Annotated in this window: 14 protein-coding genes; 7 read left to right on the plus strand and 7 right to left on the minus strand. The window is 70.1% G+C overall.

Features of this window, described 5'->3' with window-relative positions; translation table 11 throughout:
- Nucleotides 1–1,211 (minus strand): flavodoxin-dependent (E)-4-hydroxy-3-methylbut-2-enyl-diphosphate synthase (gene ispG / locus VGB24_RS23230; protein WP_331075313.1); only part of this gene is annotated, 1,211 nt, incomplete at its 3' end.
- A gap of 171 nt (nt 1,212–1,382) precedes the next feature.
- Here ispG and VGB24_RS23235 point away from each other — a divergent pair.
- Nucleotides 1,383–2,267, plus strand: a complete 885-nt coding sequence (locus VGB24_RS23235) for a hypothetical protein (protein WP_331075314.1) — start codon at nt 1,383–1,385, stop codon at nt 2,265–2,267.
- Between the two features lie 132 nt (nt 2,268–2,399).
- Here the strand turns inward: VGB24_RS23235 and VGB24_RS23240 are convergent, their stop codons facing one another.
- Complete coding sequence (locus VGB24_RS23240; protein ID WP_331075315.1) at nt 2,400–4,151, minus strand: S8/S53 family peptidase; 1,752 nt, start codon at nt 4,149–4,151, stop codon at nt 2,400–2,402.
- A 221-nt stretch (nt 4,152–4,372) separates the two neighbouring features.
- Here VGB24_RS23240 and VGB24_RS23245 point away from each other — a divergent pair, with 221 nt between their 5' ends.
- Nucleotides 4,373–5,524: a M20/M25/M40 family metallo-hydrolase gene (locus tag VGB24_RS23245; protein ID WP_331075316.1), complete on the plus strand. Its 1,152-nt coding sequence runs from the start codon at nt 4,373–4,375 to the stop codon at nt 5,522–5,524.
- A 166-nt stretch (nt 5,525–5,690) separates the two neighbouring features.
- Here VGB24_RS23245 and VGB24_RS23250 read toward each other — a convergent pair whose 3' ends face one another.
- On the minus strand, nt 5,691–6,377 hold the full coding sequence (locus tag VGB24_RS23250) for a class I SAM-dependent methyltransferase (RefSeq protein WP_331075317.1): 687 nt from the start codon (nt 6,375–6,377) through the stop codon (nt 5,691–5,693).
- 111 nt (nt 6,378–6,488) lie between these two features.
- Here VGB24_RS23250 and VGB24_RS23255 point away from each other — a divergent pair, with 111 nt between their 5' ends.
- Together VGB24_RS23255 and VGB24_RS23260 are read left to right on the plus strand one after the other, a co-directional pair.
- Nucleotides 6,489–7,730, plus strand: a complete 1,242-nt coding sequence (locus tag VGB24_RS23255) for a HAMP domain-containing sensor histidine kinase (RefSeq protein WP_331075318.1) — start codon at nt 6,489–6,491, stop codon at nt 7,728–7,730.
- Complete coding sequence (locus VGB24_RS23260; protein ID WP_331075319.1) at nt 7,727–8,095, plus strand: hypothetical protein; 369 nt, start codon at nt 7,727–7,729, stop codon at nt 8,093–8,095. The genes VGB24_RS23255 and VGB24_RS23260 overlap by 4 nt, the downstream gene beginning before the upstream one ends.
- 7 nt (nt 8,096–8,102) lie before the next feature.
- Here the strand turns inward: VGB24_RS23260 and VGB24_RS23265 are convergent, their stop codons facing one another.
- From VGB24_RS23265 to VGB24_RS23275, 3 genes are read right to left on the minus strand one after another with little or no spacing between them, the layout of a single operon-like run.
- On the minus strand, nt 8,103–8,465 hold the full coding sequence (locus VGB24_RS23265; RefSeq protein WP_331075320.1) for a type II toxin-antitoxin system VapC family toxin: 363 nt from the start codon (nt 8,463–8,465) through the stop codon (nt 8,103–8,105).
- Entirely contained in the window at nt 8,465–8,671 is a 207-nt protein-coding gene (locus VGB24_RS23270) for a hypothetical protein (RefSeq protein ID WP_331075321.1), read from the minus strand. Before VGB24_RS23270 ends, VGB24_RS23265 begins: the two co-directional genes overlap by 1 nt.
- Nucleotides 8,672–8,717: 46 nt before the next feature.
- Nucleotides 8,718–8,957 carry a hypothetical protein gene (locus VGB24_RS23275; protein ID WP_331075322.1) on the minus strand — a complete coding sequence of 80 codons (240 nt, stop codon included), beginning with the start codon at nt 8,955–8,957 and terminating at the stop codon, nt 8,718–8,720.
- A gap of 223 nt (nt 8,958–9,180) precedes the next feature.
- Between VGB24_RS23275 and VGB24_RS23280 the strand changes: the two genes are divergently transcribed.
- From VGB24_RS23280 to VGB24_RS23290, 3 genes are read left to right on the plus strand one after another with little or no spacing between them, the layout of a single operon-like run.
- Nucleotides 9,181–10,548, plus strand: a complete 1,368-nt coding sequence (locus VGB24_RS23280) for a sigma-54 dependent transcriptional regulator (RefSeq protein WP_331075323.1) — start codon at nt 9,181–9,183, stop codon at nt 10,546–10,548.
- 40 nt (nt 10,549–10,588) lie between these two features.
- Complete coding sequence (locus VGB24_RS23285; protein ID WP_331075324.1) at nt 10,589–12,355, plus strand: hypothetical protein; 1,767 nt, start codon at nt 10,589–10,591, stop codon at nt 12,353–12,355.
- A 5-nt stretch (nt 12,356–12,360) separates the two neighbouring features.
- Nucleotides 12,361–12,990 (plus strand): hypothetical protein, encoded by a 630-nt coding sequence (locus VGB24_RS23290; RefSeq protein WP_331075325.1) that lies wholly within the window; start codon nt 12,361–12,363, stop codon nt 12,988–12,990.
- Here VGB24_RS23290 and VGB24_RS23295 read toward each other — a convergent pair.
- A complete protein-coding gene (locus VGB24_RS23295) occupies nt 12,977–13,666 on the minus strand; it encodes a class I SAM-dependent methyltransferase (RefSeq protein WP_331075326.1) in 690 nt (229 codons plus the stop codon). The two genes, VGB24_RS23290 and VGB24_RS23295, sit on opposite strands and share 14 nt — an antisense overlap.
- Between the last annotated feature and the right edge of the window lie 217 nt (nt 13,667–13,883).

Raw genomic sequence — 13,883 nt, forward strand, 5'->3', positions numbered from 1 at the left:
GGGGCGTAGGTTCTCGCCACGTACGCGTCGAGGATCTCGAGGAACTCGGCGACGATGCGGTCGCCCTTGAGCGTCGTCAGCAGCCGCCCGTCGACGTACACCGGCGCCTTCGGCTCCTCGAACGTGCCCGGCAGCGAGATGCCGATGTTGGCGTGCTTGCTCTCGCCCGGGCCGTTCACCACGCACCCCATCACCGCCACCTTCATCTCCTCGACCCCGGGGTGCATATCGCGCCACACCGGCATCTGGTCGCGGAGGTACGTCTGGATGCTTTCCGCCAGCTGCTGGAAGTACGTGGAGGTGGTGCGCCCGCAGCCGGGGCAGCTGGTGACCTGCGGCGTGAACGAGCGCAGCTCCAGCGACTGCAGGATCTGCTGGGCCACGTGCACCTCTTCCGTGCGGTCGCCGCCCGGCTTGGGGGTCAGCGACACGCGGATGGTGTCGCCGATGCCCTCCTGCAGCAGGATGGAAAGGCCCGCGGTGGACGCCACCACGCCCTTGGTGCCCATGCCCGCCTCGGTGAGCCCCAGGTGCAGCGGGTAGTCGGACCGGGGCGCCAGCTTGCGGTACACGGCCACCAGGTCCTGCACCCCGCTCACCTTGGCGGAAAGGATGATGCGGTCGTGCGGCAGCCCCAGCCGCTCGGCGGCCGCGGCGGAGCGCATGGCGCTCTCCACCATGGCGTTCATCATTACGTCCTTGGCGTCCTTGGGCGCGAACGAGCGGGCGTTCTCGTCCATCATCTCCGTCAGCAGCGCCTGGTCCAGCGAGCCCCAATTGACGCCGATGCGCACCGGCTTTCCGAACTCCAGGGCGCGGTCGATGATGGCGGCGAAGTTCTCGTCGTGCCGCTTGGCGCCCACGTTGCCGGGGTTGATGCGGTACTTGGCGAGCGCCCGCGCGGTGTCGGGATACTTGTGAAGCAGCAGGTGGCCGTTGTAGTGGAAGTCGCCCACGATGGGCACCTCCACGCCGCGCGCGTGCAGGAACTCCACGATGTGCGGCACCGCCCGCGCGGATTCTTCGTTGTTCACCGTAACGCGGACGATCTGGCTGCCCGCGCGCCACAGCGCGGCCACCTGGCGGACGGTACCCTCGATGTCGGCGGTGTCGGTGTTGGTCATGGACTGCACGACCACGGGGGCGGCGCTCCCCACGGGCACGCCCCCCACGTTCACCATCACCGTCGGTCTGCGGCGGAAGATCTGCATGTTGTTTGCTGCCGGTCGGTTGCGATCGAATTACGAATCTAACCTCATCGCGCCCCGTCCGAAATCCGCCCGTACAAACGTTTGCATGCCCGCGCCGGGACCGCTACACTTCACGCCGTCTCTCCGGCACGTCCGCCCGGCCAACCTTCGTCGAATTCGCCCATCCATCCAATGACGCTATCGATTTTCCGTCTCGCCCGCCCCCTGTTCGCCCTGGCCGTGGCCCTCGCCGCGGCGGCCGCCCTCCCGGACCGCGCGGCCGCCCAGGGCACCGACACGGTGGCCGTGGCGCAGGACACCCTTTTCGAGGTGCGCCTCACGGATGGGTCGGTGCTGTACGGCCGCATCGTCGAGAACACCACCGACCGGGTGGTGCTCCGGACACAATCCGGCGCTATGCTGACGGTGGAACGCGCGCAGATCGCGTCGATGCAGCCCATCCGCGGACGGGTGATCCAGGGCCGCGTGTGGCGGGAAGATCCCAACGCCACACGCCTGTTCTTTGGCCCCACCGGGCGCGCCGTCGGCGCGGGACGGGGGTACCTGGGCGTGTACGAGGTGGTCTTACCCTTCGTCACCTACGGGGTGACCAACCAGTTCAGCATTTCCGCGGGCACTCCGATCATCCCTGGGGCGATGGGCGAGATCTTCTACATCGCACCCAAGTTCACCCTCGTCGAAACCGACCAGATGGCGGTCGCGGCAGGCGTGCTGGCCGGCAGCACCGGTGACGAGACGGCCGGAGTGGTGTACGGCGTGGGGACCTTTGGCGATCGTGACCAGGCCGCCAGCCTCGGCGTCGGGTTCGGTTTCAGCAATGGCGACCTCGACGGCCAGCCCGTGGTGATGGCGGGAGGTGAACTGCGCGTCGGCGGCCACACGAAGCTGATCACCGAGAACTACTTCGCGCCCGGAGAGTCTGGGGTGATCGGTTCGGGCGGCGTGCGGTTCTTCGGAGAGCGGCTCTCCGCGGACTTCGGGATCTTCACCAACTTCGGCGCCGAGTGCGAAGGCCTCTGCTTCCTTCCGCTCGTGAACTTCGTCTACAGCTTCTGACCGATCCACGCGGTACCGGGTAGATTGCGAGCGGGGCGGCCAGGCCGCCCCCCGCTCACTTCTGTTATGGACTGGATTTAGGGGGACGCGTGACCATTCGACCGGCGACCAGGTGTGCGCCGTCGGAAGTGGCTACTGTATGCATGTGGGGCAAGGAGCCCACGCGTCGTGAACTTCGATGTCCACGTGTCGATACGCTGCGGTTGCGCCCAGACGATCGGCATCCCACACGCTGGCTGCCAGGGAGTAGTACGCGACCTCGCCAGGGGTCGGACAGAGCGTCAGCGTTGTCGAGTTGGTGGTGCTTCCGGTGCTCCACTGATAACTGTAGGGCCCATCACCGCCCACCGGATACACGTAGAAATGCTCCGTGCGGCAAGAATCGATCGTATATCGGAACGTGCAGGTACTGCTGGTGCAGCCATTGATGTCTGCCCGCTCCATCCCGCCTAGTGCCCTCATCGCGTTCACCGCGCCATATCCGATGTATTTGGCGCGGTTCGGGTAGCCGGCGGCGGTTTCGTAGAGTCTCTGGCGGGTATGTGCCGCTCCACCGCCATAATGCGACCAGACCAGCGCTGCCATACCCGCAACTACCGCGGTAGCACTCGAACTGCCGCGCATGTACAGGACTTGGCCATACTGCCCCGCCGTGGGATAGCCGTAGTATGCTGCCACGTCCACGTCGGGTCCGCCGTGAGCATCGCACGCCAGCTTGCCATTCTGGTCAATCGCCGTTACGGCCACCACCTCGTTCATCCTCGCGGGAAAGAGGGTGGGTGGCGGCGTCACGTCGATCCAGGATCCCTTGATGGTGGCGCAGGAACTCTGGGTTCCGGCTGCCCCAATGAACAGCCGCGGCTGCGTGGGCTCGTTCGCCCAATAACGGATCTCGTCCCCCACGTTGTCCAAGAAATCGGGCGTGCCCCACGCCATGGCGACAATGTGGCTCGCCTGGGCCGCCATGCGAATGCCTTGCTGGGCGTCGCCCCCGTAGGCGCCCACAACCACGTCGTCGTTGTGCCGCACGCTCACGAGACTGGCGCCCCACGCAACCCCGATTGGTCCCTGGCCGTCTCTGGGGGCGGCCATGATGCCCGACATTCGCGTCCCATGGGAACACTCCGCCCAAGGGCTGGGGAAACTCGCCGTATTCCAGTAGCGCACCGATCGCGACGCGCTGGCGCCGCTCGTGAATCCGGGAAGCCTCAACTGCTGGCTGTTATAGAAGATCCCGGTATCTACCAGTCCAATCGTAATGTTTTCACCATTGCTGCGGGTCCAGGCGTTATTCACGCCTAATGAACTGTACACGGCAGGCACGATGTCTCCCGACGGAGAATAGATCTGGTCGCCGGACCACAGGTACTCCGTACAACCGGGCGAACCGGCGTACGTGAATCCGGGAATCAGGTCGGGGTTGACATAGTCCACGAAAGGGAGCTGCCGAATCCGCGCGAGCGTTCGTGCCTCCTGAACCCGGACGATTACGATCGGGAGAAGCGTGTCCCGACGCAGGATTTCCAGCCCCTGGATACCCTGTAGCACCCGCGTCGCCGCCTGGATATCGGAATCGCCGATCAGGATGTCGCTCTTGTACACTCCTCGTGCGTGCCCCGGTGTTTTCAAGCCCACGATCGCTCGTCCGTCACCCCGAGCGATGAGCGTCCAAAGGCTGTCGTCCGGCATCTGGCTGAACGTTGAACCCGCCTCTGATCCTCGCGGCGGGATCGCTGTGCTTCCGGTGGAAACAGCCCCGCCGTGGCCTGCGGATGCCTGACGGTCGACTGGAACCGCCGCGATGTCCACGCACGCTTGCAGAACCGCCAGCTCAAGCGTCAGAATCAGCAGCCGCATCATCGATTGTGAGATGTTCGTGTGCATCCGCACTCCTGAGGAAAGGTGGCTGCGCGGGAACTGCCATTGATGATGAGCGATCAAAATGGATCCAGTACGGGCCGCTGGCGCGCACTTTCAGGGCGAACTTGCGGTTACCGGGTGAAAACCCATGGATGCAACGTGTATCAGTCTGGCGGATAACGCAACGTTCATCGTGACGGACGCAACGTACGTCCGTCCCACCTGGTCTCGGTTGGGAGAGGCGGATGACCATCGACAACGACGACCTGGTGCGCACGCTGGCGGAGCTGGTGCGCATCAACTCCATCAACCCGGCGTTCAGCGGCGGGACCACCGACGAGCGCCTGGTGGCGGCATACGTCGCCCGGCGGATGGAGGCGCTGGGGATGGAGGTCCATTCGCACGAGGCCGCGCCCGGACGGGTGAGCGTCGTCGGGCGGCTGCGCGGCGCGGGCGGCGGGCGCTCGCTGATGCTGTACGCGCACCACGATACGGTGGGCATCGAGGGGATGCCCGACCCGTGGAGCGCCGAGGTGCGAGACGGGCGGATGTACGGCCGCGGCGCCTACGACATGAAGTGCGGGCTGGCCGCGTGCCTTGCCGCGGTGCAGGCGATCACCCGCACGGCCGTGCCGCTGTGCGGCGACCTGCTGATCGCGTCCGTGGCGGACGAGGAGGAGGCCAGCACGGGGATGGCCCAGGTGCTGCGCCACCACACCGCCGACGCGGCGGTGCTCACCGAGCCCACCGAACTGGCGATGGTGGTGGGCCACCGGGGGTTCTGCTGGCTGGAGGTAGAGGTGATCGGGCGCGCGGCGCACGGCAGCGCGTTCCATGAGGGGATCGACGCCAACCTGCGCATGGGCCGCGTTCTCGCGCGGCTGGAGACGCTGGGAGAGCGCCTGGTCGCCTCGACGCCGCACCCGGTGGTAGGCCCGCCCTCGCTGCACGCGGCCACTCTGCACGGCGGCACCGGGCTCAGCACGTACGCCGCGCGCTGCGTGCTGCAGATCGAGCGGCGCACCGTCCCCGGCGAGACGGAGGCGCAGATCGTGGGCGAGGTGCAGGCGATTCTCGACGATCTGGCCGCCGCCGACCCCGCCTTCCAGGCGACGGTGCGCCCCCTGCTCACCCGTGGACCGTGGGCGGCGCGCGACGGCTCCCCGATCGCCGCGGCGGTGGAGGCCGCCGCGGTCGAGGTCCTGGGCCACGCTCCGGCGCGGACGGGCGCGCCGTACTGGATGGACGCCGCGCTGATGGGGGATGCGGGGATCGACGCCGTCGTCCTGGGTCCCGCCGGTGCCGGTGCCCACGCCGCGGAGGAATGGGTGGACCTGGAGTCGGTACGGCAGACGGCGGAGATCCTGGCGAAGACGGCCGTGGAATTCTGCCGCTGACGCACCGGGGCGGCGGATACCGTGCAATCGTCGGCCGTGCTGGGGCGAGTGAATGAATTCGCGGCAACAACCACACGAAATCCACCTTCGTGGATTACCGGCTGGGATGCACTCCGGGTCAAGGCGGCGCGCCCCGAGGCGTCGTGCTTGAGGCGCCCAGTGCCGATCAGGTGGGCGCCGGAGCCGGCGGGGTGAGCCGATGGATGCGCACGCGGCTGTGGGCGTTGGGGGCGGATGGCTCCAAGCGCTCGTCCACCTGCTCCGCCCGCCACCCGCGGTCCTGGATCATCCCCAGGAATTCGCCCGCGTACACCCGCCCGGGATCGGCGACCAGCACGGTGCCGCCGGGGGCGGTGACGTGGAGAAGCAGTTTGGCCAGCAGCGACGCGTTGCGCTGCTCGTACAGCACGTCGGCGGCGACCACCAGGTCGTAGCGATCGTCTTCGGGGGGATGGCGCCAGTCCAGCAGGGCGGTTTGCAGCGAGGCCAGGCCGTTGCGCTCGGCGTTGGCGCGGGCGAACCACAGCGCCTCGTCGTACCAGTCCGTCGCCAGCACGTCCGCACCCAGGTGGCGCACCGCCAGCGAGGGAAGCGCCACGCCGCACCCCAGCTCCAGCACGCGGACGCCCGCGTACGTCCGCCCCGCGTCCAGCAGGTGCGCCGCCAGTCCGCGGGCGGAGGGCCACAGCTCGGCCCAGTACGGCAGGCGCTCGTCGGACGCGAACTCGCGCTCGTCGATCAGCTCGTCGGCGGCGCTGGGAAGGATCAGCGACGCTTCCCATCCACCGTGCGCGTACCGCTCTTCGCGCACTTCGTAGCGCGCCCGCAGCTCCGCTTCCAGTCCACCCGTCATCCCGTCCCCTTCCTTGCTCCCCCGCCGCGCCGGGGCGTACGTTCCTCGAATCCCGGTGAAGCTCGCCGGGCCGCGCCCCCCGGTCAACCGCGGCTCCGCACCCCGACTTCCATGCCCCGGCGCAAGCCGTTCGAAGGCCGGCTGAGACGCGCCCTGCTGCTGTTCAGCGTGCTTCCCTCGCTGGCGCTGGTGGGGCTGGGCACGTACGCCCTGTCGCGCACGGTGCAGTTGACCGACTCGCTGGGCGCGTGGGAGCGCGTAGGCACCAGCGGCGGCGAGCTGCTGACCCGCGCCGAGGCGTCGGGCGACACCGTGCTGGCCCGCGCCGCCGCCCTGCACCGCGCCGAGCTGGAGCAGTCCATCACCAACGCGCGCCGGTGGGATTTCGTGCTCAACCGCGCGCTGGCGCTCATCCCCATCGCCGGGGTGATCATCGGCGCCCTGCTGGCGGCGCTGGCGCTGCGCGCGTCGCGGGACATCGGGAGGCGGCTTTCACGGCCCGTCGGCGAGCTGGCGGGGTGGGCGGCGATGGTGGCGCGCCGCGAGCCCCTTCCCGCCCCCAGCGGACGCGCGACCTCCGACGAGTTCGCCGTGCTGCGCAACGCTTTCCGGCGCATGGCCGCCGAGCTGGAGTCGTCGCGCGAGCGCGACCTGGAGGCGGAGCGGGCGCGCACCTGGGTGGGCGTGGCGCGGCGGGTGGCGCACGAGCTGAAGAACCCGCTGACCCCCATGCGCTTCGCCCTGCGCACGCTGCAGCGCGCCGCGCCGGAGCGCGAGGACGCGCGCGAGGCGCTGGAGGTGCTCGCCGCCGAGTCTGCCCGGCTGGAGGAGCTGGCCCGCACCTTCGCCCAGCTGGGCCGCATGCCCGAGGGGCCGCCCAGCGAGGTGGATCTGCGCGAGATGCTGGAGTACCTGCTGCGCACGCACCTGCCGGCCGAGGTGCAGGGGTCGCTGGCCGCGCCGGACGACCTTCCCTCGGTTACGGGCCACCACGACCCGCTTTCCCGCGCGTTCGCCAACCTGCTGCTGAACGCGGGCGACGCGGTGCAGGGCGGCCGCGGCACGCGGGTGACGGTGGACGTACGCACCGCCGACGGCCACGTGGAGGTGCGGGTGCTGGACGACGGGCCGGGGATTGCGCCCGGCATCATCGACCGCGTCTGGGAGCCGGACTTCACCACCAAGTCCCGCGGCACGGGGCTGGGCCTCTCCCTCGTTCGCCAGACGGTGCAGGCGCACGGCGGCCGGGTCTGGGCGCGCAATCGGCCCGAAGGCGGCGCGGAGTTCGGCGTGGCGCTGCCGCTGGCCGGCGACGACGATCCACGTGCGTCGCTGAAGGACTGGGCGGGATGAAGGGGAGCACCCACGACTCGGTTTCCGACGCTCGCAACGTATTGTGGTGGAGGCTTGCCGCGCAGGCCGCCGCGCTCGCCGCGGTGGCGTTCGCGCTCAGCTTCTGGATACAGACGGTACACCTTCGCACGCTCGTGCGGCCCGACATTCCGGGCCTGCCGCAGCCGGAGATGCGCGACCTGATGAGAGTCGGGCTGCTGGATTTGGCGATCCGCACTGCCCTGCGCGCGCTGCTGATCGGCGCCCTGCCCGCCGCGCTGGTGCTGCTGATGCCCGGGCTGCGGCGTCGGTGGTCGTCGCGCGTGGTACTCGTCTGGGCCGCCGCGACGCTGGCCGTCCTCGGCGCGATGGCGCTGACGCTCTGACTGTGCGTCAGGTGACGGGATTCATCAGTCCCAGCCCTGAAATCCACCGGAAATCGGCAACGTTGCGCGTCACCAGCGTCTGTCCATGAACGAGTGCCGTCGCCGCGATGATGCTGTCGCCGAGCCGCATTCTCCGAGTCTGGCGCAACAGGGCCGCCTGCCGCAGCACCGGCTTGGTGAGGCGAAGCAACTTCGATTTCCGAAAGAAAGCCTCAAGCTTGGCCCTCTCCTCGGGTTCTATCCGGACGAATCCTAGGGCTTCGACATAGCTGATGGAGGCGACGAGAAGCTCGTGCTTCTCCAACAAATCCTGCAAGGCCGGATACTGCGGCTTGGCCGCGTAGATGATAATGTTCGTATCGACGAGCATCAGTCCCCCCGTCCAGGCAGGGGTCGGTCCTCGCGAATTTCACGCTGCCATGCCGAGGGATCGGGAATTGACGCGATCCCGCCAGCCACCGCGAGTTCTTCCAGAGCGGAAACCGCGTCTACCAGACGCGCGGCGTGTTCCTCAGGGGTCTCAGGCCTGCACGCCGTCGCGGCGGCGTCCGCCTGCGGCTTCTTGTCGTTGCGCATCTAGACGATCTTCCGTGTAAAGGCTGGGTCATGCGGTGCAGCGGGATCACCATTCTCGTCCGGGCAAGGGACGGTCTTCACGGATTTGGCGCTGCCACTCGCCGGGGTCTTCGATGTGGTCGAAGGTACCCATCTCCGCCAGATGGCGAAGCGCGTCAACGGCCTCCTTGATCCGGGCCGCGCGCTGCTCCGGCGTCTCACGACGACGACGGATCGGCAGGTGCGGGATCGGTCCGTCGGAGTCCGACCCGAGGTGGTAGTGATGTTCTGGCTCTATGATGCTCATCGTCGCTCCCCCGTGGACGTACAATCTGGACAGGCGGAAGATGATGGCCGAGTGTCCGTTTGTCTACGGGGTCGTTTGCGCCAGCAGCCGAACAGGCATGTTCGTCCTCAGGCGGAAAATGGACGAGGGCTGGCCGTGAGACGTCCTCGAGGAAACCTTGTGACGGGGAGGGCGTAGAACGCCGCTTCCCGGTGCACGCGAACGCTTCCCGGTTCCCACGCGCATGGCCGCCACCATCCTGATCGTCGACGACGAGCCGAACATCCGCCGGATGCTGGGCAGCCTTCTGCGCGCGGAGGGCTACCGCACCCGCGAGGCGGGCACCGGCCGCGCCGCCCTGGCAGAGGTTCAGGGAGAGGAGCCCGACGCCGTGCTGATGGACCTGTACATGGGCGAGGGCGACTCGGGGCTCGACGTGCTTCCCCGGATCAAGGAGGCCGCGCCAGACCTGCCGGTGGTGATGATGAGCGGCCGCGCATCCCTTGCCGACGCGGTGAAGGCCACGCGGCTGGGCGCCTTTCACTTCATCGAAAAGCCCCTCTCGCCCGAGGCGGTGCTGCTGACGCTGGGCTCGGCGCTGGAGCTGCGGAAGACGCGCGAGCTGAACCGCGCGCTGCGGGCCGAGCTGGGCGACGGCGAAGAGATGGTGGGGCAGAGCGCGGCGGTGGACCGCGTGCGCCAGATGATCGGCCGGGTGGCGCCCACCGATGCCCGCGTGCTGATCACCGGCGAGTCGGGCACGGGCAAGGAGGTGGCGGCCTCGGCCATCCACCGCCTTTCGCGCCGCGTCGCGGGGCCGCTGGTGAAGCTGAACTGCGCGGCCATCCCCAGGGACCTGGTGGAGTCGGAGATGTTCGGCCACGAGCGCGGCTCGTTCACCGGCGCGGTAGACCGGCGCCGTGGCCGGTTCGAGCTGGCCAGCGGCGGAACGCTGTTCCTGGACGAGATCGGCGACCTGAGCTCCGAGGCGCAGGCCAAGCTGCTGCGTGCCCTGGAAGCCGGGCAGATCGAACGCGTGGGCGGCACGGAGTCCATTCCCGTGGACGTGCGGGTGCTGGCGGCGACGAACAAGGACCTTCGCGCGGAGATCGCCGCGGGGCGCTTTCGCGAAGACCTGTTCTTTCGCCTTCACGTCATTCCGCTTCACCTGCCGCCGCTGCGCGAGCGCCCGGGCGACGTGCCGCTGCTGGTGGAGCACTTCGTGGCCCGCAACCGCCGCCGCCACGGGCTTACGCCCCCGCGCCTTTCCCCCGGCGCCATGGAGGCGCTCTCGCGCCACCCCTGGCCCGGCAACGTGCGCGAATTGGCCAACATCCTGGAGCGCATCAGCATCCTGTTCGCGGGAACCGAGGTGGGCCCGGCCGAGGTCCGCTCCGTGCTGGCCGGCGCCGCGCCCGTGGAGGGAGAGGCGGCGGCGTACCGCGACGACGACCAGCGCCCGCTTCCCGATCGGCTGGACGCGTACGAGCGCCTGCTGCTCTCCGGCGCGCTGGATGCCGCCGAGGGAAGCGTGGCCGAGGCCGCGCGCCGCCTGAAGACCGACCGTGCCAACCTGTACCGCCGCATGCGCCGCCTGGACATCCTCCGGTGACGTCCGAAGGCCGCTCCCATCCACCCCTGGAGAACTTCCGATGCGCATTCCCGCGCTGCTGATCGCCGCCCTGGCGCTGGCCGCCGAGCCCGCCCGGGCGCAGGAGGGGGCTCCCCTGCCCCCCGAGGTAGCCCGGCGGATTACCGCCGTGCTGAACGCCCCCGGCACCGATCGCCGCAGCGGCGACGCGGCGCTGGGCGCAGGCGACTCCGTCGCGGGGAGCCTGGCCGTGGTGGATGGCGACCTGGCGCTGGCCGGCCGCGTGGTGGGCGACGTGGTGGTGGTGAACGGGGGGCTGGAGCTGCGCCCCGGCGCCCGCGTGGGCGGCGAGGTGATCGTCGTCGGCGGGCGGGTGCGGGTGGATGCGGCCGCGCAGGTGGCCGGAAGGGTGGTGGCCTTCCCCGCGGCCGTGCCCTACTGCCGCCTGGGCACGTACATCGACCTGGACCCCGCGGGGTGCGGCGGTGGGCCCGCCGCCCCGGCCCCGAGCCCGGTGGACGTGGAGGTGGTGGAGGTGCCGGCGGACAGCGCGGCGGGCGAAGCCCTGGGCGCGTACCCCGAGGAGGAGAGCGGGCGCACGTCGTTCGTGGTGGACGCGGGGCGCAGCTACAACCGCGTCGAGGGGCTGCCCATCCGCTTCGGCCCGTCGCTGCAGACGGCGGGGCTCAACCCCACCCGCCTGCGCGCGCTCGCCATCGTCCGGACCGAGACGGGGCCCGAGGTGGGACCCGGGCGCTGGGGGTTCGACGCGCGGCTGGAGCAGTTCGTGGCCAGCCGCCGCGCGCTGCGGGTGGGGGGGCGGGTGTACTCGCTGATCGACCCCATCGAGGGCTGGCACCTGAGCGACGTGGAGAACAGCCTGTCCACCTTCTTCCTTCACGAGGACTACCGCGACCACTACGAGCGGCAGGGGTGGAGCGCGTACGCCACCTGGAAGCCCGCAACCTCGCCGCTCTCCGCCTCGGTGGAGTACCGGCACGAGCGCCACCGTCCCGCCGCCGCGGGGAGCCCATGGACCCTGTACCGCAACCAGGAGCCGTGGCGCCCCCAGCCGCTGGCGGCGCGCGGGCACGTGGAGGCGCTGGGGGCGACGCTGCGGCTGGACACGCGCAGCGAGCAGTGGGACCCCTCCACGGGCTGGCACGTGAGCGCCGAGGTGGAGCACGCGCTGAAGAGCCGGCTGCGCAGGCCCTCCGCCGTGCCGGCGGCCGGCGGGTCGGAGCTGCCGGAGGTGGCGTATCCCGACGGGTGGTCCACGGGAATGCTCGACATCCGCCGCTACAACCGCATCAGCCCCACGTCGCGGCTGAACCTGCGCGTGGCCGGCGCCGCCTCGCTCACCGGTGGCGGGGTGCCCCCGCAGCGCCAGCACGCCCTGGGGGGCGAGGGCTCGCTCCCCGGGTTCGCCCTGTACGAGCTGGACTGCCGTGCCCGGGCCGGCACGGTGCGCCGGGACGAGGCCACGTGGTATCCGCAGTACGGCTGCGACAGCTTCGCGCTTTTCCAGGTGGAGTGGCGCGGCGACCTGCTGTCGGGGATCAGCTGGACGGACCTGGGGCTCGGCGGGCGGAGCGGGGACCCCGGCAAGGGCGAGGAGTGGATGAGCCGCTTCAGCGCCGACCTGGGCTGGGTGGTGTTCGCGGACATGGGCGCCGGGTGGAGCGACCGGGCCGAGGAAGTGGCGGCCGTGGACATCGGCGCGGGGATCACCTTCGGCCGCTTCGGGGTGTACGCGGCCATGCCGGTGGACGAAGAGCAGGGACGCGGCGGGCTGAACGTGTTCATCCGCCTGGCCCCGCGGTTTTGAGGCGCGTGCACCTCCTGGTTCGGCTCGTTTGCGCCGCGGCCCTGCTGCTGGCGCTGGCCGCCCCGGCGGGGGCGCAGTCGCGGCGTGCGCTGACCGTGGTCTCGGCGGGGGCGGCGGGGCAGTGGCGGCCGGTGATCCGCACCCCGGCCCTGCTGCGCGACGAGGGCCTGCGCCAGGCGCTGGAAAGCGGCCTGCCGCTTCGCTTTCAGCTGCGGGCCGAGCTGTGGCGCAGGGGCAGCCCGTTCGACCAGCTGGTGGATGCCGAAGAGGTGTCGCGCGCCATGCTGCGCGCGCCGCTCGAGGCGGGGTACAGCATCGAGGACGGGCGCGTGGAGCGGCGCTACCCCACGCTGGCCGCGGCCGAGGCGGCACTGCAGTCGGCGTTCGCGCCGCAGCTGCGGCCGCGCTACGTGGGCCGCTACTACTACATCGTGCGGCTGGAGGTGGAAACGCTTTCGCTTTCGGACCTGGACGAGCTGCGCCGCTGGCTGCGCGGCGAGGCGGGCCCCGCGGTGACCGGCGACCAGCCGGTGGGCCGCGCGGTGGAGCGGGGATTGAAGCGCGTGTTCGTGCGGCTGCTGGGGCTTCCCGCCCGGCGCTACACGGCGCGCACGGGGCTGTTCACCGTGCGGTGACCGCGGGCGGCCGCACGTCGAACACGCCGATGGCCCGGGGCTCGTCTTCGCCGATGCTCCACCGCGTCATCGACACCTTCCACCCGTCCGCCTCCATCCGTTCCAGCAGAGGCAGCCCCGTGGGCCGGAAGGGGTCGGAAAGCAGGAGGCGACCGCCGGGCGCCAGCCTGGTTTCGAAGATGTGGCGCAGGTGCGGGTGCATGGCCTCGCCGTACAGGATGTCGGAGCCGATGATCCAGTCGTAGCGCCGCGCGTCGTTCCAGTCGGTCCAGTCCACCAGCCGGTGGTCGATGGAATCCACCCCGTTCCGCTGGCCGTTGCGCTTGCAGACCGACATCACCAGCTCCTGCCGGTCCGTTTGCACCACGCGCGCGCCCAGCGACGCCGCCACGATCCCCGGCAGCCCCGTTCCCGCCCCCAGCTCCAGGACCGCCTTGCCGCGAAAGTCGTCCCCCCGCGCCACCAGCTCGTGCGCCAGCGCGATGGCGGAAGGCCAGAGCGCCACGCCGTAGGGAAGGCGCTCCTGGAAGAAGCTGGATTCTTCGGCGTTGGTGAGCATCGCCTCGGTATGGAGCACGCTCCATCGCCAGCCGCCCAGCCCCAGCCGGTACTCGTGCAGGGGAAAGTCGCCGATGGACGTGTGGAGCACCTCGGGTTGCATCGCGGCCGAGCTCATGGATTCCTGACGTTGGTCGAATCGGATCTGCGCGTGCCGCCGCGTCTACAAGATGTTTGCCGGGGCGGCGACAACCTCCCCGGCATCACGCCCGAAACCGGCCCGCGCTCTTCACTCCCGTCATCTTCCCGACACCACGTAGTACTTTCTGCTCATGCCCCGGGGCCGCGCGGCGCGTAGCTTTCGCCCGCAGCGCTGGACCGGACGGCCCCTCCCC

The organism is Longimicrobium sp. (genome assembly GCF_036399935.1).
In the GTDB taxonomy this organism is placed as follows: domain Bacteria; phylum Gemmatimonadota; class Gemmatimonadetes; order Longimicrobiales; family Longimicrobiaceae; genus Longimicrobium.